Raw genomic sequence first — 16,789 nt, forward strand, 5'->3', positions numbered from 1 at the left:
GGCGGGCTGGCGCTAGAGTCCGCGCCATGCCCGTCTCTGTCGTCGAAGGGGATTTGCTGGACCAGTCGGTGGAGGCCATCGTCAATGCCTGGAACCGGAACATCATCCCCTGGTGGCTGCTGCTGCCGCAGGGGGTGTCCGGCGCCATCAAGCGAAGGGGCGGGGTCGGGCCCTTCCGCGAGGTGGCGAAGGCAGGCCCCATGCCCCTGGGCTCGGCGGTGGTGACCTCCGCCGGGCGGTTGCCATTCAAAGCCATCATCCACGTGGCGGGCATCGACATGCTCTGGCGCGCCTCCGAGCGCTCCATCCAGGGCTCGGTCCGCAATGCCCTGGCGAAGGCCCGCGAGCAGGGTTTTCGCTCCGTCGCCTTCCCCGTCATTGGCGCGGGCTCCGGCAGCTTTGATGAAGCGCGCGCGCTGGAACTGATGCGCCAGGTCCTGGATGTGGAAGCTGGCGCCCTCGACGTGAGCGTCGTGCGCTTCCGGCCATCGCCCGTCAGGTGAATGCAGGGACCAGGAACAGTGGATTCATCGCCGAGTCTCCTTTGTGCCAGAAGTGCCGCGTCGTTCTGGGCCAACCCTCCATGGGGCGAAAGCCAATAGGCACCGCCGCGAAAGCAATCGTCAGGGGCTGGAGCGGCCCGTTGTTCGATGTCAGACCCTGCGACTAATTCTCGCTTTGCCTTGAATCAATCGAGGCAAGCCGAATGGCCGGGATGGCAACTGGACGGGACCTCATGGCGAATCGACGTTCTGGAGTTGCATTTGCAGGTGGGTGGCGTTGGAGTGTGGCATTGCTGACCGCGGTGGTGGGCTGTGGTGCGTCGGAGAAGCCGGCGGCCCCCCCGCCTCCTGCCGCTGAGCAGGAGACGCTGCGCGCCGCGGAGGAGCAGGCGGCGCTGCTGTCGCCGCCCGCTGGGTGTACCGAAATCACGATGGGCGAGCTGACGAACGGCATCGAGCGGACGCCGGTGCAGTATGGCCCGCAGCCGACCTACGTCGGCTCGTTCTCCGACCAGGGCGACCCGGCGGTAGCGGATGTCGCCCGTATCCGGTTGGACGTGAAGACGGCGCCGGGCGTCTATGACCTGGCGACTGGAGGTGCCAACCTCTTCACGTGTGAACAGTGTGTCTGGGGTGTCCAGGACGCCGGCACCTCCACGGCGAAGACCTTCGTGGCGGAGTCGGGCACGCTGCTGCTCGCGCTCAAGGTGACACCGCAGCAGACGATTGGCGCGCTGGCCAACGTGACGCTGCGCCAGTCCGTGGCCGCGCCGCCGCTGTACGCGCCCTACACCGGCACCGAGCCGGTGGCGGGCGGCGAGTGCCGGTGGATTCGCTTCGCGACGTGGAACACCGCCCGCAACGGCGGGTGTGACCCTCGCGAGGGCTCGCTGACGGCGAACCTCCCCGGCCACACCTGCGTGGCCACCAACCGCGCCGCGGATGACGGCACGCTGGAGCGGTCGCTCGGCACCAAGACGCACGGCGAGGCGTGCACGTACACGGCGCCCACCAGCGAGTACGAACTGGCGGCCACGGACTGCGCGGAGGGCTACGCCTGTACGACGGCCTGGGGTTCGTCGAGCACGTGCATGGCCACGTGTGACTTCATGGCCGCCGACCCGGGTTGCCCCACGGGCACCGTGTGCGGCGTCCAGGGGCTGTGCCAGGAGCAGGCCGTGCAGGTGGCCAGTGGCTTCGACTTCGACCCGGCCCTCATCGGCGAGGAGTGCACCCTGGGCTACGCGGAGTTCTGCGGCGCCGAGGGCGCGCGCGGCGTGTGTCTCGACCTGAACGGCACGGGCCGCGGCACCTGCTTCCCCTACGCCCGTGCTCGCTCGGACTGCGGCCCTGGTGAGGAGCTGGGCTACGTGTCCTACCCGCTCGCGGGTGGCGGCTACGACCGCACCTACGGCTTCTGCTACCCGGACGGCCTCTGAGCTGGCGGCGCCCCGCTTCCGCGCGACGTTGGCGGAAGCGGGGTGTCGTTCCTACTCCTTCGACTCACCCCCGAGGATGCGCGGCGCCGACGCGCGGTGGAAGCCCTCGTAGGGCTTGGAGGCGGTGGTCTCCTCCAGCGGGAAAATCTTGGTGTTGCACGACGCGCCACCATCAATCTTGATGACGTCGCCGGTGATGAAGGCCGCGGCGTCGGTGAGCAGGAAGACGATGGCGGCGCTCACCTCGGACTCGGTGGCGAGCCGCTGGAGCGGTACCTCCTTCTTGAGGAGGGGAATCATCGCCCGCACGCCCTCGTCCTTGTAGCTGTCCATGCCGCTGGAGGCCACCCAGCCGGGCGCCACGGCATTCACGCGCACGCCAGACGCGGCCCACTCCACGGCGGCCGTCTGCGTCAGGTTGAGCATGCCCATGCGCGCCGCGCCGGAGTGCCCCATGCCCGGCATGCCGCCCCACGAGTCCGCGAGCATGTTGACGATGGAGCCCCCGTGGCTGCTCATGGATTGGAGATAGACTTCCCGCGCCATCAGGAAGCCGCCGGTGAGGTTGGTGGACACCACCGCGTCAAAGCCCTTCTTGGAGATGGCCGACAGCGGCGAGGGGAACTGCCCGCCCGCGTTGTTGACCAGGCCGTGGATGGGGCCATGCGCGGCGATGATGCGCGCCACGGTGGCCTTCACGCCCTCCTCGTCGCGGATGTCGAGCACCTCGAAGGACACCTTGCCGCCGTCCTCCTGGATTTCCCGGGCGACGGCCTCCAGCTTGTCGGGCTTGCGGCCCACCAGGATGACGTTGGCGCCCAGTGAGGCCAGCTCGTGCGCGGTGCAGCGGCCAATGCCACTGCCGCCGCCGGTGACGACGATGGTGCGGTTGCTGAAACAGCCCGGTGCGAAGAGAGAGCGGTAGCCCATGGTCAGCTCCTGATGTGGAGGTCGTTCATGAAACCCGTGGTCCTCAGCCTCTGCGGGTGCGCCGGGCGCTCAGGGCCTCGTCCAGGGTGAGCGCCCAGCGGTGGAGGACCTTCTTCCTGCGCGCGCTGTCGTCTCTCAGCAGATTGGCCAGCGCGAGTCCCCGGATGAGGTCGAGCGTGCCCTGAATCAGCTCGCGCACCTCCGCGACGCTGTCATCCACGCCGAGCAGCTGTACCGTCAGCCGGTGGAACTCCCGCCCCACGCGGGCCTCCAGCGGGGCCAACTGCGCGCGCAGCTCCGCGTCCGCCACGGCGGCCACCCAGAGCTGCACCGCGGCGGTGAAGACAGGGCTGAGGTAGATGCCGGCCAGCATGTGGAGGATGGCCTCCGTGCGGCGAGCGTCGGCCGGCAACTGGGCGGCCTTGCGGAGCACGGCCTCCACCTGCTGGTGCCCCACATACTCCACGGCGGCGGCCACCAGGTCGGCGCGGGTGGGGAAGTGGTGCTGACAGGCGCCCCGGGACACACCCGCTCGCTCGGCAATCACAGTCATGGTCGCGCCCGCCCACCCCAGCTCGGAGAGCGCGCCAATGGCCGCCTCCATCAGACGCTGGCGCGTGACGCGGCTGCGCTCCTGCTCCTGCCTGCCGGGCGTACTGGATGCCTCACTCACCCGGCCAGGATGCGAGTCAGGCGTTAAAAAAGCAAGCACGCTTGCTTTTTTAGGCCCACCTGCCCAGACTCACGCGTCTTTCGTTGCTGCCGAGTGGAGAGCTCATGCCTGCGTCCCCCCTGCGTGTCGGCAATGCCTCGGGCTTCTATGGAGACCGCTTCTCGGCGGTCCGGGAGATGCTCGAAGGCGGCCAGCTCGACGTCCTGACTGGCGACTACCTGGCCGAGCTGACGATGCTGATATTGGGCCGGGACCGGATGAAGGACCCGTCCACCGGCTATGCCAAGACGTTCCTGAAGCAGATGGAGCAGTGCCTGGCGTTGGTGGTGGAGAAGAAGGTCAAGGTCGTCACCAACGCGGGAGGGTTGAACCCCGCGGGGCTGGCCGCCGCCCTGCGCGAGGTCGCCGCGAAGCTGGGCGTGAAGGTGCGCGTGGCGCACGTGGAGGGAGATGACCTCTCCGCGCAGGCGGAGGCGCTGGGCCTGGGCTCGCCGCTCACCGCGAACGCGTACCTGGGCGGGTGGGGCATCGCCGCGTGCCTGCGCGCGGGGGCGGACATCGTCGTCACGGGACGGGTGACGGATGCCTCGCTGGTGGTGGGCCCGGCGGCGGCGCACTTCGGCTGGAAGGTGGATGACTGGGACCGGTTGGCGGGGGCCATGGTCGCAGGCCACGTCCTGGAGTGCGGCACGCAGGCCACGGGCGGCAACTTCTCCTTCTTCACGGAGCTGGACGCGCGGCGCCCCGGCTTCCCGCTGGCGGAGCTGTACGAGGACGGCAGCAGCGTCATCACCAAGCACGCGGGCACGGGCGGCGCGGTGACGGTGGACACGGTGCTGGCGCAGCTCGTCTATGAAATCACCGGGGCGCGGTACGCGGGCCCGGACGCCACGGCGCGCTTCGACACCATTGCCCTGGCGTCACACGGCAAGGACCGCGTCCGCGTCTCCGGGGTGCGCGGCGAGCCGCCACCGCCCACGATGAAGGTGTGCCTCAACAACCTGGGGGGGTACCGGAACGAGGCGACGTTCATCCTGGTGGGGTTGGACATCGAGGAGAAGGCGAGACTGGTGCGCGAGCAACTGGAGGCGGCGCTGACGCGCAAGCCAAAGGAACTCCAGTGGATGCTGACGCGGACGGACCGCGAGGACGCGGCCACCGAGGAGCAGGCCGCCGCCTTCCTTCGCGTGGTGGTGAAGGACGCCGACGCGAAGGTGGTGGGCCGAGCCTTCAGCGGCGCGGCGGTGGAGCTGGCGCTGGGCAGCTATCCCGGCTTCACGATGACGGCGCCTCCCTCCGACGGCGCGCCGTATGGCGTCTACACGCCCGCCTATGTCGAAGCGGGGCGTGTGGAGCATGTCGCCGTCCTCGAGGATGGAACGCGCACCCCCATCACGCCTCCCGGGGAGACGCGCTCGCTGGAGCCCGTGGCGCCACCTCCGCTGCCACTGCAAGTGCCGGGCGGCCCCACGCGCCGGGTTCCGCTGGGGCGCATCGTCGCCGCGCGCAGTGGTGACAAGGGCGGCACGGCCAACATTGGCGTCTGGGCGCGCACGGACGCGGCCTGGCGGTGGCTGGCGCATGCGCTCACGGAAGAGAAGCTGCGTGAGCTGCTCCCGGAGGCCGCGCCGCTGCGCATCGAGCGGCACGTCTTCTCCAACCTGCGGGGGCTGAACTTCGTCGTGGATGGCTTACTGGGGGAGGGCGTCTCCTCGTCCACCCGCTTCGACCCGCAGGGCAAGGCGCTGGGCGAGTGGCTGCGCTCGCGGCACATGGACATTCCCGAGGCGCTGCTGCGCGAAGGACAGGAGTAGACCGATGCCACGCATCACCTCGCGAATCGACCCGGGCTCCGAATCCTTCAAGGCGAACCGCGCGGACATGCTGGCCCGCGTTTCGGAGCTGCGCGCCATCGAGGCGAAGGTCCGCAACACGGAGAACCAGGCGAAGGAGAAGTTCCACAAGCGCGGGCAGCTCCTGCCTCGGGAGCGGCTGATGCTGCTGCTCGACCGGGGCTCGCCCTTCCTGGAGCTGTCCACGCTGTGTGGCTATGGCTACCACGACGACAGTGACGGCTCGCTGGCGGGCGGCAACAGCATCATCGGCATCGGCTACGTGTCCGGGGTGCGGTGCATCGTCTTCGTGAACAACTCCGCCATCAAGGGTGGCACCGCGTCGCCATGGGGCGTGCAGAAGGCGCTGCGCGCGCAGGCATTGGCGCTGGAGAACAAGCTGCCCATGGTGTCGCTGGTGGAGAGCGGCGGCGCCAACCTGATGTACCAGCAGGAAATCTTCATCCCGGGTGGGGAGACCTTCTACAACCAGGCGCGGCTGTCGGCGGCGGGCATCCCCCAGGTGACGGTGGTGCACGGCTCCAGCACGGCGGGCGGCGCGTACCTGCCGGGCCTGTCCGACTACGTGGTGATGGTGAAGAAGAAGGCGAAGGTGTTCCTCGCGGGCCCACCGCTGCTCAAGGCGGCCACGGGGGAAGTCGCCACGGATGAGGAACTGGGCGGCGCCCAGATGCATGCCACGGTGGCGGGCACCGCGGACTACCTGGCGGAGGACGACGCGGACGCCATCCGCATGGCCCGCGAAATCGTGGCGAAGCTCGGGTGGAACGCGCAGCTTCCGCCCGCCGAGCGCCCCGCCTATGCCGAGCCCGTGTACTCGCCCGACGAGCTCTGCGGCGCCGTGCCCGTGGACTACCGCAAACCCTACGATTGCCGCGAGGTCATCGCGCGCATCGTGGATGGCTCGGAGTTCACCGGGTTCAAGGACGAGTACGACGCGCACACCGTTTGCGGCTGGGCGAACCTGTACGGCCACCCGCTGGGCATCATCGGAAACAACGGGCCGATTTCGCCCCAGGGCGCGACGAAGGCGGCGCAGTTCATCCAGCTGTGCTGCCAGAAGGACACACCCATCCTCTACCTGCAGAACACCACGGGCTACCTCGTGGGCACGCAGCCGGAGCAGGGGGGCATCGTGAAGCACGGCGCGAAGATGATTCAGGCCGTGGCCAACGCGACGGTGCCGCAGCTCACGGTGCTGATTGGCGGTGCGTTCGGCGCGGGCAACTACGGCATGTGCGGCCGTCCGTTCCATCCGCGCTTCATCTTCGGGTGGCCCAACTCGCGCACCGCGGTGATGGGCGGCGAGCAGGCGGCGAAGGTGATGTCCATTGTCTTCGGGGAGAAGCTGGCCCGGCAGGGGCAGGTGGTGGACGAGGAGCAGCTCAAGGCGTTCTGCCAGCCCATCATCGACCAGTTCGACAAGGAGTCGCACCCATTCAACTGCAGCGCGCGGATGTTCGACGACGGGCTCATCGACCCGCGGGACACGCGGCGGGTGCTCGGGTTCGCGCTGTCGGTGTGCCGTGAGGCGACGCGGCGGCAGGTCCATCCCAACACGTTCGGCGTCGCGCGGCTGTGAGAGGAGCGGACACGATGGAGCGCTTCAAGAAGGTCCTCATCGCGAACCGCGGCGAGATTGCCGTCCGGGTGATTCGCACCTGTCAGCGGCTGGGCTACCGCACCGTGGCGGTGTTCTCCGAGGCGGACCGCGGCGCGCCGCACGTGCTGGCGGCGGACGAGGCGGTGGCCATTGGTCCGTCTCCGGCGAAGGAGTCCTACCTCGTCATCGGGAAGGTTCTGGAAGCGGCGAAGGCGTCCGGCGCGGAGGCCATCCACCCGGGCTACGGTTTCTTGTCGGAGAACGCGGACTTCGCGCGCGCTTGCCGCGACGCGGGCCTGGTGTTCATCGGCCCGGAGGCCGAGGCCATCACCCTGATGGGCAACAAGCGTCAGGCGAAGCTGCGCATGATTGCGGCGGGCGTGCCCTGCATTCCTGGCTACGAGGCGTCCGACCTGGATGATGAGGCGCTGGCGGTGGAGGGCGAGCGCATCGGCTTCCCGCTGATGGTCAAGGCGGCGGCGGGTGGCGGTGGGCGCGGCATGCGGCTGGTGCACGAGGCGTCGCAGCTTCGCGCGGCCCTGCGCGCGGCGCGCTCGGAGGCGACGAATGCCTTCGGGAGCGGGGAGCTCATCCTGGAGAAGGCCGTCATCGACGCGCGGCACGTGGAGGTCCAGGTCTTCGCGGACACGCACGGCAACGTGGTGCACCTGGGCGAGCGGGACTGCTCGGTGCAGCGCCGACACCAGAAAATCGTGGAGGAGAGTCCGTCACCGGCGGTGAGCCCGGCGCTGCGCGCGCGCATGGGCGAGGTGGCGGTGGCGGCGGCTCGCGCGATTGGCTACCGGGGAGCGGGGACCATCGAGTTCCTCCTCGCGCCGAGCGGTGACTTCTACTTCATGGAGATGAACACGCGCCTCCAGGTAGAGCACCCGGTGACGGAGCTAATTACCGGGTTGGATTTGGTGGAGTGGCAGCTCCGCGTGGCGGCGGGGGAGACGCTGCCCCGGACGCAGGAGGCGATTTCCGCGTCGGGGCATGCCATCGAGGTCCGCCTCTGCGCGGAGGACCCGGCGAAGGGCTACGCGCCCCAGGCCGGGCGGCTGCTGGCGTGGAGGCTGCCGGTGCGTGAGGGTGTGCGCATCGACCACGGCGTGCGGGAGGGGCAGGAGATTCCGCCCTTCTATGACTCCATGCAGGCGAAGGTGATTGCGCACGGCCCGGACCGGGAGACGGCGCGCCGGCGGTTGGTGGAGGCGCTGCGCGAGCTGGCGGTGTTCGGCGTCACCACCAACAAGAACCTGTTGTTGTACGTGCTGGAGCACGCGGCGTTCCGCTCAGGGGAGTACGACACGGCGTTCATCGCGAAGCACGCGGCGGCGTCGGAGGTGGAAGGGCTGTATCAGGCAAGCGCGAAGACGCGGGCGCTGGCGGCGGCGCTGCTCTTCCACGACGAAGGACTGAAGCTGGCGGACACGGCGGGACTGGATGTGTCCCTGCTGAACTGGAACACGTCCCACCGCCACCCCGTGCGGATGAAGCTCGTGAGCCGTGGCGCGGAAGCGTCCGTCACCGTCCAGCCCGTGTCCGCGGAAGGGTACGAGGTGGACGTGGGGGATGCATCGTTCGACGTGTCCGTGTTGGGGCTGTCCGCGGGCGTGCTCGACTTCTCCAGCGCCGGGACGCGGGGCCGCGCCCGCTACCTGCGGGACGGGGACACGCTGTGGCTGGACCTGGGCTCGGGCGCGCACGCCGTGACGGAGGTCACGTTCCGTCCGCCGTCGAAGTCGGACGGCGTGGGCAGCGGACGGCTGGCGGCGCCCATGGACGGGCGCATCCTGCGCGTGGACACGCAGGTGGGCGCGGCGGTGAAGCCCGGGGACGTCCTGGTGGTGCTGGAGGCCATGAAGATGGAGTTCCAGGTGGTGGCGGACGTCACGGGCACCGTCGCGGAGCTCAACGTGTCCGTGGGCAGCCAGGTGAAGGCGAAGCAGCTCCTGGTGTCACTGGCGGCGGAGAAGGCTTCCTGAGCGATTCGGCCTGGCTCGAGCGGCGGAGCGTCAGGCCTCCGCCGCTTCAGGCGCGCCGCCCTTCGGCCCTCGCTTGAGCACCAACAGGGCCACGACACACAGCGCGGCGCCGGAGGCGCACACCCCGCTCCATCCCCAGTGCGTCCAGGCGAAGGTCCCCAGCCACGAGCCCGCGGCGCCGCCCGCGAAGTACGTCACCATGTAGAGCGTGTTCAGCCGGCTGCGGGCCTCCGGACGCAGCGAGTACACCCGCGTCTGATTGGAAATCTGGTTCGCCTGGACGCCCAAATCGAGCAGCACCACGCCCAGCGCGATGCCCCACAGCCAGCGTCCCAGGGGCCACATCACGACGAACGACAGCAGCAACACGACGATGGCCGCTCCGTTGATGCGCCGGTCCCCGCGCTTGTCGGCATGGCGGCCCACCAGCGGAGCCACGGCGGCGCCCGCCACGCCCACGACGCCGAACAGCCCCGCCACCTGCGCGTCGTACTTCTGCGGCAGGCTCTGGAGGTACAGCGCCAGCGTGGACCAGAACACGCTGAACGCGCCGAAGCTGAGTGCGCCCAGCACCGCATGCAGCCGCAGCACGGGCTCGGTGCGCGCCAGGTGGATGAGCGAGCGCAGCAGTTGCGGATACGGCATGGAGGCCATGGGCGGCTGGGACGGCAGCGTGAAGCGCAGCACGCCGGCCAGCGCGAGCATCAGCCCCGCCGCAATCCAGAACATGGTGCGCCATCCCAGGTGCGTCCCGATGAAGCCCGCCGCCGTCCGGGACAGGAGGATGCCCATCAGCACACCGCTCATGACGGTGCCCACCACCCGGCCTCGCTGCGCGGCGGGCGCCAGGTGCGCCGCGAAGGGGACGAGGAGCTGGGGAATGATGGTGGTGACGCCCACGACGAAGCTCGCGGCCACCATCCAGTGCAGCGTCGGCGCGAGGGCCACGCCAACGAGCGCCAGCGCCACCAGCGTGTTCATGGTGACGATGACCCGCCGCCGCTCCAGGCTGTCGCCCAGCGGGACGATGAAGAGCATCCCCACCGCGTAGCCCACCTGCGTCAGCATGGGCACCAGCCCCAGCGCGCTCCCCGAGGCCCCCAGGGCCTCGCCGATGTCTCCCAGCAGCGGCTGGTTGTAATAGAGGTTCGCGACGGTGGCGCCCGAGGCGGCGGCCATCAGCCACACGAGCCCGGTGGATAGCGTGGTGTGGGGAGCTTCGGGAGGGGAATGCATCGTCATGGAGGCGGGCGGACTCTCGCGCCGCGCCCTGCCGGGGTCCAGACCTGTGTAGGCTCCTGGGAATGACAGGTCCGGATTCCGCACGGGGCGGCTTGCCCGTCATCGACATGGCGTCACTGTTCGATGCATCCCGCGTCACCGAGCGTGCGCGCGTCGCGCGTGAAATCGAGCAGGCCTGTCGCGACAGCGGCTTCTTCTACGTGACGGGCCACAGCGTGTCGGGCGAGGTGCTCGCGCGGCTGGAGCGGGAGAGCCACCGCTTCTTCGCGCTGCCTCGGGCGGCGAAGGAGGCCATCGCCATGTCGATGGGCGGTGTCGCGTGGCGCGGCTGGTTTCCACTCGGGGGGGAGCTGACCTCGGGGCGTCCGGACCGGAAGGAGGGGTTGTATCTGGGCACGGAGCTCGGAAGCGAGCACCCGCGCGTCAAGGCCGGCTGGCCGTTGCACGGCGCCAACCTGTGGCCCGCGGAGGTGCCGGAGTTGCGCGCGGCGGTGCTCGACTACGTGGCGGCCTGCACGCGCGCCGCGCATGCGCTGATGGAGGGCATGGCGCTGAGCCTGGGCCTGGACGCGGACTACTTCCGGCGGCACTACACGGCCGACCCGACGGTGCTCTTCCGCATCTTCCATTACCCCGCCGAGCCCCAGCACGAGGAGGAGCGCTGGGGCGTGGGCGAGCACACCGACTACGGGCTGCTCACGCTGCTGGCCCAGGACGACCACGGCGGGTTGCAGGTGAAGACGCCGCGCGGCTGGGTGGAGGCACCGCCGCTGCCCGGGACGCTGGTGTGCAACATCGGCGACATGCTCGACCGGATGACAGGCGGGTGGTACCGCTCCACGCCGCACCGGGTGAAGAACGTGAGCGGCAAGGACAGGATGTCCTTTCCCCTCTTCTTCGACCCGGACTTCGCCGCCGAGGTCCACTCCCTGCCACGCGGCGCGGGCGCCGACGTAGATGAGGACCGCGCCCGCCGCTGGGACGGCGCCAGCGTCCACGCCTTCCAGGGGACGTACGGCGACTACCTGCTGGGCAAGGTGTCCAAGGTGTTTCCGGAGCTGGTGCGGCGGGTGTGGGAGCGCGCGCCCACGGCACCGCCGGAGGAGACACCCCGAGGACCCTTACCGCGTTGACGGAGCCCGGGGCGCATGATTGAGAGCGCTGCGCCGGATGACGCGCTTCGGCGCGCCCAAACCGCTCACCGACCAGGAGACATCACGATGATGACCGTCAGTGCGTTCAAGTGGGTTCCGCCGTTCGCACAGGGCCTGGTGCGGGACCTCCGGGTGCGGTGGGCGCTCGAGGAGGCGGGGTTGCCGTATCAGGTGAAGCTCATCGACAACAAAGTCCAGGCCTCGCCCGACTACCGCAAGCTCCAGCCCTTCGGCCAGGTGCCGGTGCTGGAGGAGGACGGCCTCGTCCTCTTTGAATCAGGCGCCATCGTGCTCCACATTGCCAACAAGTGTGAGGCGCTGCTGCCGGCGGACGCGGCGGGCAGGGCTCGCGCGGTGACGTGGCTCTTCGCGGCGCTCAACTCCATCGAAATCGTGATTCAGCCGCTCGCCGAGGTGGACCTGTTCTTCGCCCAGGAGGAGTGGGCGAAGCTGCGCAGGCCGGGCGTGGTGGAGTCGCTGAAGGAGCGCCTGGGAGAGCTCGCGGCGCATCTGGGTGAGCGCGAGTACCTGGAGGACTGCTTCACGGCGGGCGACCTGATGATGGTGACGGTGCTCCGCATCCTCCGGCACACGGACGTGCTCGACGGCTTTCCCACGCTGAAGGCGTACAAGGAACGTTGTGAGGCCCGGCCCGCGTTCCAGCGCGCCCTGGCGGCCCAGATGGCGCCGTTCCAGCAGCCTCGCGCTTGAGCGTCTGGAGGGCCGCCGGGTGTAGGCGCCTGAAATGAGGGCCTTTTCAGGCCCTCGAATCCATCATCTGCAGGCTCGCGACCGATGGCCCGTGGTTCGCGGACCTGCTTGAGGACCAGGGAATCAGGCCCGCAGGCTCGAGGAGCTCATCCGGGAGTAGGCGCTCCTCACCATCAGTGTGTCTGTCTCCGGCTAATACCTCGGCCAAGAATTCATTTGTCAGGGCCTCCCGTGAGGGAGCCGTCCGTGACCGGCTTGTGTCTCGAGATGCCCCATTCGTCATGTCATCTGCTCGGGCGCAGGTGACGTTTCATTCCCTGGCTGCTGGCGGACCAGGGCGCGGTGCTGCGTGAAAAGTATGTTTTTACGTGTTCTTCGACGTTTTCCTCGCCAGACGACAATGCCTATCCAACGGTCGAAGCGCCTTCTCCTTGCATGGACGCTGCTCCCGCTGCTCGCCTGTGACGGCAAGCAGGAAGAAGCAGCCTTCGCACCGCCGGTCCAGAAGGTGTCCACGCTGAAGGTGCAAGAGGAGGCCGTTGTCCTTCACGACGAATTCCCCGCGCGTGTCTCCGCGTTCCGGGTCGCGGAAGTCCGCCCGCAGGTGGGCGGGCTCGTGCGCAGCCGGCGCTTCTCCGAAGGAGACACGGTCCAGAAGGGGCAGCCGCTCTACCAACTGGAAGCGGCGGTGTTCCGCGCGAATGTGGAAGGCGCGGCGGCGGCCCATGCGGCCAGTGAGGCCGGGCGACTCCAGGCGGAGCTACATGCGGGGCGCATCCAGTCCCTCTTCGAGAAAGGCGCGAGCACCCAGCAGGCGCACGATGACGCCCGGGCCGCGCTCGCCATCGCGAACGCGGAGGTGGCGCGTGCCCGCGCGGCGCTGGACAGGGCCCGCGTCGACCTGGACTACGCCACGATTACCGCCCCCATCGCGGGGCACATCGGCATCTCCCAGGTCAATGAAGGCGCGCTCGTCGGCCCCGCGGATGCCACGCCGTTGAGCGTCATCCAGCAGATTGACCGCGTCTTCGTCGACATCAAGTCACCCGTGGAGCGCGCGGCGGGCTTGCAGTCACTCCAGCGCGGTGACGGGGAAGCGGGGGCAGAGGTCATCGTGCTCTCCTCGTCCGGGACGCCCTATCCGGAGCGAGGCCGCGTTCAGTTCTCGGACATCTCGGTCGACCCCGGGTCCGGCGAGCTCACGGTGCGCGCCCTGGTCCCCAACGCGCAGCGCAAGCTCCTGCCGGGCATGTTCGTGAAGGCGCGCGTCGTGCTCGGAGAGGTGGCCGGTGCGCTCCTCGTTCCCCAACAGGCCGTGCTTCACGACGCGCAGGGCCAGGCGCAGGTCTTCATCGTCCGAGAGGACAACACCGCGGAGGCGCGCAACGTCCGCGCCGAACGCATCGTCAGCGGACGCTACCTGGTGGAGGAGGGACTCTCCGCCGGAGCGCGTGTCGTGGTCGAGGGGCAGGACCGTCTTGCGCCAGGCCAGCAGGTCACCCCCGTCGAGTGGCAGCACGCCCCGGCCTCGCGCTGAACCTGGAGTGAGCCGTGCCAAGATTCTTCATTGAACGCCCGGTCTTCGCCTGGGTGATTGCCATCTTCATCGTGCTCGCCGGAGCCATCTCCATTCCCCGGCTCCCCATCGAGCGCTACCCGTCCATCGCGCCGCCGAGCGTGACGATTACCGCCACCTATCCCGGCGCCACGCCGGCCGCGATGAACGACAGCGTCGTGTCGTTGATTGAGCGCGGCCTGTCCGGCGTGAAGAACATCCTGTACTTCGAGTCGTCGAGCGACACGTCGGGCCTCGCGCAAATCGTGGTGACGTTCGCGCCCGGAACGGACCCGGACCTGGCGCAGGTCGACATCCAGAACCGTTTGAAGACTGTCGAATCGCGGCTGCCGCAGATGGTCCGGCAGCTCGGGCTCCAGGTGGAGACGACCACCACCAACTTCCTGCTCTTCTCCACGCTCGTGTCGAGCGACGGCCGCTACGACGAGGCCGAGCTGGGGGACTTCCTGAGCCGCAACGTGGTCGAGGACCTGCGCCGCGTGCCCGGCGTGGGGCGCGTCCAGCTCTTCACGCCGGCCCGCGCGCTGCGCGTCTGGTTGGACCCGGAGCGGCTCATCTCGCACGGAATCTCCGTGGATGAGGTCGCGGCGGCGATTCGCGCACAGAACGCGGAGGCCTCTCCCGGACGGCTGGGGGACATGCCCGCGGTTCCAGGCCAGCGCGTCACCACCCCGCTGATGCTCCAGGGGCAGCTTCTGGACGTCGCGGACTTCGAGCGCGTCATCATCCGGGCCCATCCGGATGGTTCGAACGTGCTGCTCAAGGAGCTCGCCAAGGTGGAGCTGGGGCCCCAGAGCTACGCCTCGTCCACCCGGCAGAATGGGAAGAACGCCGCCACGTTCGGCGTGCAGCTGGCCCCGGGGGCGAACGCGCTCGATACCTCCGAGCGCATCCGCGAGCGGATGGCGGACCTCTCCCGGGCCTTCCCCGCGGGCGTCGAGTACACGATTCCGTACGACGCGGCGCCGTTCGTGCGCGTCTCCATCCAGAAGGTCGTTCAGACTTTCTTCGAGGCGATGCTGCTCGTCTTCGCGGTGATGTATCTCTTCCTGCAGAGCGTGCGCTACACGCTGATTCCCGCCATCGTCGCGCCCATCGCGCTGCTGGGGACCTTCGCGGTGATGCTGGCGTCGGGGTTCTCCATCAACGTCCTGACGATGTTCGGCATGGTGCTGGCGATTGGCATCATCGTCGATGACGCCATCGTCGTGGTCGAGAACGTCGAGCGCCTCATGGCGGAGGAGGGGCTTTCTCCCCTCGAGGCCACGAAGAAGGCGATGAAGGAAATCACGGGCGCCGTCATCGGCATCACCCTGGTGCTGACGTCCGTGTTCATCCCCATGGCGTTCGCCACGGGCTCCGTCGGCACCATCTACCGCCAGTTCAGCCTGGCGATGGCCGTGTCGATTCTCTTCTCCGCGTTCCTCGCGCTCACGCTCACCCCGGCGCTCTGCGCGACGCTGCTGCGCCCCGTGGAGCCCGGCCACGCGGGGAAGCGCCGCGGCTTCTTCGGCGGGTTCAACCGGCTCCTGGAGCGGGTGACGGGGCGCTATGCGAACTGGACCCGGGCCATTGTCGGACGCCTGGGCCGGGCGTTCTTCGCGTACGCCGTGGTGGTCGCCATGGTGGCCCTGGCGTTCTGGCGGCTGCCGGGCGCCTTCTTCCCGGAGGAGGACCAGGGGTTCCTCAACGTCTCGGTGCAGCTCCCGTCGGACGCCACGGCCGAGCGGACGAACAGCGTGCTCGGGGAGCTGGAGGCCTTCTTGAGCGAGCGCGAGGGCATCCAGGACGTGCTGACCATCCAGGGCTTCGGCTTCTTCGGCTCGGGGGCGAACGCCGGCCTCATGTTCGTGATGATGCGCGACTGGGACGAGCGCCAGGGGGAGACGGCGGCGGGTGAGGTCGCCGCCGCCAACGCGCGCTTCGCCTCTCCGCGGGAGGGCATGGTCATCAACGTGCTGCCGCCCGCGGTGGACGGGCTCGGCAACAGCGCGGGCTTCGCCATGCGGCTGGAGGACCGTGCCGGACACGGCCCGCAGGCGCTCAACGACGCCATGAACCACGTCCTCCGGCGCGCCTCGGACAGTCCGGTCATCGCCTTCCCCTATCAGGAGGGGTTGCCGGACGGCTCGACAGTGCGAATCCAGGTGGACCGCGAGCGCGCGGCGGCGCTCGGTGTGTCGTTCGCGGAAATCAACTCGGTCATCTCCACCGCGCTGGGGTCGACGTACGTCAACGACTTCCCCAACAAGGGCTACATGCAGCAAATCATCCTGCAGGCGCGCGCGGAGTCCCGCATGCAGGTGGAGGACGTGCTCAAGCTCCCCGTGCGCAACGCGCGCGGGCAGATGGTGCCCCTGTCCTCGGTGGCCGAGCCCGTCTGGGAGCGGGGGCCCATGCAACTGGTCCGCTACAACGGCTACCCCGCCGTGCGCATCGCCGGGGCGGCGGCACCGGGCTTCAGCAGCGGTGACGCCATGGCGGAGATGGAGCGCATCGCGGGCGAGCTCCCAGCCGGCTTCGCGGTGGAGTGGACGGGGCTTTCCTACCAGGAGCGGCTCTCCGGCTCGGAGGCGCCCATCCTCCTGGCGCTGTCGATGCTCGTCGTCTTCCTGGTGCTGGCGGCGCTCTACGAGAGCTGGTCGATTCCGCTGTCGGTCATGCTCGTCGTGCCGCTGGGACTCATCGGCGCGCTGGCCGCGGTGATGTCACGCGGGCTGATGAACGACATCTTCTTCAAGGTGGGCCTCATCACCATCATCGGCCTGTCCGCGAAGAACGCGATTCTCATCGTCGAGTTCGCCAAGCAGCTCGAGGAGCAGGGACGCTCACCACTCCAGGCCGCGGTGGAGGCGGCGCGGCTGCGCTTCCGTCCCATCCTGATGACGTCACTCGCCTTCGCCTTGGGCGTGGTGCCGCTGGTGGTGGCCAGCGGCGCGAGCGCGGAGACGCAGCGGGCCATCGGCACGGGCGTGTTCGGCGGCATGGTGTCAGGCACCGTCCTGGCCATCTTCCTGGTGCCCGCGTTCTACGTCGCCGTGCGCAGCCTGCTCAAACGGCGCGAGTCGCCGAGCCCGGCTCCCCTCGTGAATCACGCGCCCGCGGAGAACGGCTAGC

General features: G+C 69.2%; 12 protein-coding genes. 9 read left to right on the top strand and 3 right to left on the bottom strand.

The window, feature by feature from the left end; all coding sequences use genetic code 11:
* The first annotated feature begins 26 nt into the window (after positions 1–26).
* Together FL344_RS11865 and FL344_RS11870 are read left to right on the top strand one after the other, a co-directional pair.
* Entirely contained in the window at positions 27–503 is a 477-nt protein-coding gene (locus FL344_RS11865) for a macro domain-containing protein (protein ID WP_141618594.1), read from the top strand.
* Positions 504–787: 284 nt separating this feature from the next.
* Positions 788–1,942, top strand: a complete 1,155-nt coding sequence (locus FL344_RS11870) for a hypothetical protein (protein WP_228564962.1) — start codon at positions 788–790, stop codon at positions 1,940–1,942.
* Between the two features lie 51 nt (positions 1,943–1,993).
* Here the strand turns inward: FL344_RS11870 and FL344_RS11875 are convergent, their stop codons facing one another.
* Both FL344_RS11875 and FL344_RS11880 read right to left on the bottom strand, forming a co-directional pair.
* Positions 1,994–2,872, bottom strand: a complete 879-nt coding sequence (locus tag FL344_RS11875) for an SDR family oxidoreductase (RefSeq protein WP_141590544.1) — start codon at positions 2,870–2,872, stop codon at positions 1,994–1,996.
* Positions 2,873–2,915: 43 nt separating this feature from the next.
* Positions 2,916–3,584, bottom strand: coding sequence for a TetR/AcrR family transcriptional regulator (locus tag FL344_RS11880; protein WP_141590546.1), 669 nt, complete (start codon positions 3,582–3,584; stop codon positions 2,916–2,918).
* Positions 3,585–3,649: 65 nt separating this feature from the next.
* On the opposite strand from FL344_RS11880, the gene FL344_RS11885 reads away from it, so the two are divergent.
* The 3 genes from FL344_RS11885 to FL344_RS11895 are packed head-to-tail and all read left to right on the top strand — an operon-like array spanning position 3,650 to position 8,989.
* Complete coding sequence (locus FL344_RS11885; RefSeq protein ID WP_194863086.1) at positions 3,650–5,359, top strand: acyclic terpene utilization AtuA family protein; 1,710 nt, start codon at positions 3,650–3,652, stop codon at positions 5,357–5,359.
* A 4-nt stretch (positions 5,360–5,363) separates the two neighbouring features.
* Positions 5,364–6,980, top strand: coding sequence for an acyl-CoA carboxylase subunit beta (locus FL344_RS11890; RefSeq protein ID WP_141618596.1), 1,617 nt, complete (start codon positions 5,364–5,366; stop codon positions 6,978–6,980).
* A 14-nt stretch (positions 6,981–6,994) separates the two neighbouring features.
* Complete coding sequence (locus tag FL344_RS11895) at positions 6,995–8,989, top strand: acetyl-CoA carboxylase biotin carboxylase subunit (RefSeq protein WP_141618597.1); 1,995 nt, start codon at positions 6,995–6,997, stop codon at positions 8,987–8,989.
* A gap of 30 nt (positions 8,990–9,019) precedes the next feature.
* Here the strand turns inward: FL344_RS11895 and FL344_RS11900 are convergent, their stop codons facing one another.
* Positions 9,020–10,231, bottom strand: a complete 1,212-nt coding sequence (locus tag FL344_RS11900; protein ID WP_141590555.1) for an MFS transporter — start codon at positions 10,229–10,231, stop codon at positions 9,020–9,022.
* A gap of 62 nt (positions 10,232–10,293) precedes the next feature.
* On the opposite strand from FL344_RS11900, the gene FL344_RS11905 reads away from it, so the two are divergent.
* The 4 genes from FL344_RS11905 (at position 10,294) to FL344_RS11925 (ending at position 16,788) form a co-directional block, all read left to right on the top strand.
* The gene (locus tag FL344_RS11905) at positions 10,294–11,364 is read left to right on the top strand and encodes an isopenicillin N synthase family oxygenase (protein ID WP_141618598.1); all 1,071 of its coding nucleotides are present in this window, start codon (positions 10,294–10,296) and stop codon (positions 11,362–11,364) included.
* 87 nt (positions 11,365–11,451) lie between these two features.
* Positions 11,452–12,096: a glutathione S-transferase family protein gene (locus tag FL344_RS11910; protein ID WP_141618599.1), complete on the top strand. Its 645-nt coding sequence runs from the start codon at positions 11,452–11,454 to the stop codon at positions 12,094–12,096.
* Between the two features lie 400 nt (positions 12,097–12,496).
* Positions 12,497–13,633: an efflux RND transporter periplasmic adaptor subunit gene (locus FL344_RS11920; RefSeq protein WP_228564963.1), complete on the top strand. Its 1,137-nt coding sequence runs from the start codon at positions 12,497–12,499 to the stop codon at positions 13,631–13,633.
* Positions 13,634–13,647: 14 nt separating this feature from the next.
* Positions 13,648–16,788 (top strand): multidrug efflux RND transporter permease subunit, encoded by a 3,141-nt coding sequence (locus tag FL344_RS11925; RefSeq protein WP_141618600.1) that lies wholly within the window; start codon positions 13,648–13,650, stop codon positions 16,786–16,788.
* The last annotated feature ends 1 nt before the right edge of the window (position 16,789 follow it).

Source organism: Myxococcus sp. AB036A (genome assembly GCF_006547355.1).
Taxonomy (GTDB): Bacteria; Myxococcota; Myxococcia; order Myxococcales; family Myxococcaceae; genus Myxococcus; species Myxococcus virescens.

Coding starts and splice junctions, on each gene's coding strand:
- FL344_RS11895 (WP_141618597.1), top strand. CDS start 6,995: ATGGAGCGCTTCAAGAAGGTCCTCATCGCGAACCGCGGCGAGATTGCC.
- FL344_RS11910 (WP_141618599.1), top strand. CDS start 11,452: ATGATGACCGTCAGTGCGTTCAAGTGGGTTCCGCCGTTCGCACAGGGC.
- FL344_RS11920 (WP_228564963.1), top strand. CDS start 12,497: ATGCCTATCCAACGGTCGAAGCGCCTTCTCCTTGCATGGACGCTGCTC.
- FL344_RS11865 (WP_141618594.1), top strand. CDS start 27: ATGCCCGTCTCTGTCGTCGAAGGGGATTTGCTGGACCAGTCGGTGGAG.
- FL344_RS11905 (WP_141618598.1), top strand. CDS start 10,294: ATGACAGGTCCGGATTCCGCACGGGGCGGCTTGCCCGTCATCGACATG.
- FL344_RS11890 (WP_141618596.1), top strand. CDS start 5,364: ATGCCACGCATCACCTCGCGAATCGACCCGGGCTCCGAATCCTTCAAG.
- FL344_RS11885 (WP_194863086.1), top strand. CDS start 3,650: ATGCCTGCGTCCCCCCTGCGTGTCGGCAATGCCTCGGGCTTCTATGGA.
- FL344_RS11875 (WP_141590544.1), bottom strand. CDS start 2,872: ATGGGCTACCGCTCTCTCTTCGCACCGGGCTGTTTCAGCAACCGCACC.
- FL344_RS11900 (WP_141590555.1), bottom strand. CDS start 10,231: ATGACGATGCATTCCCCTCCCGAAGCTCCCCACACCACGCTATCCACC.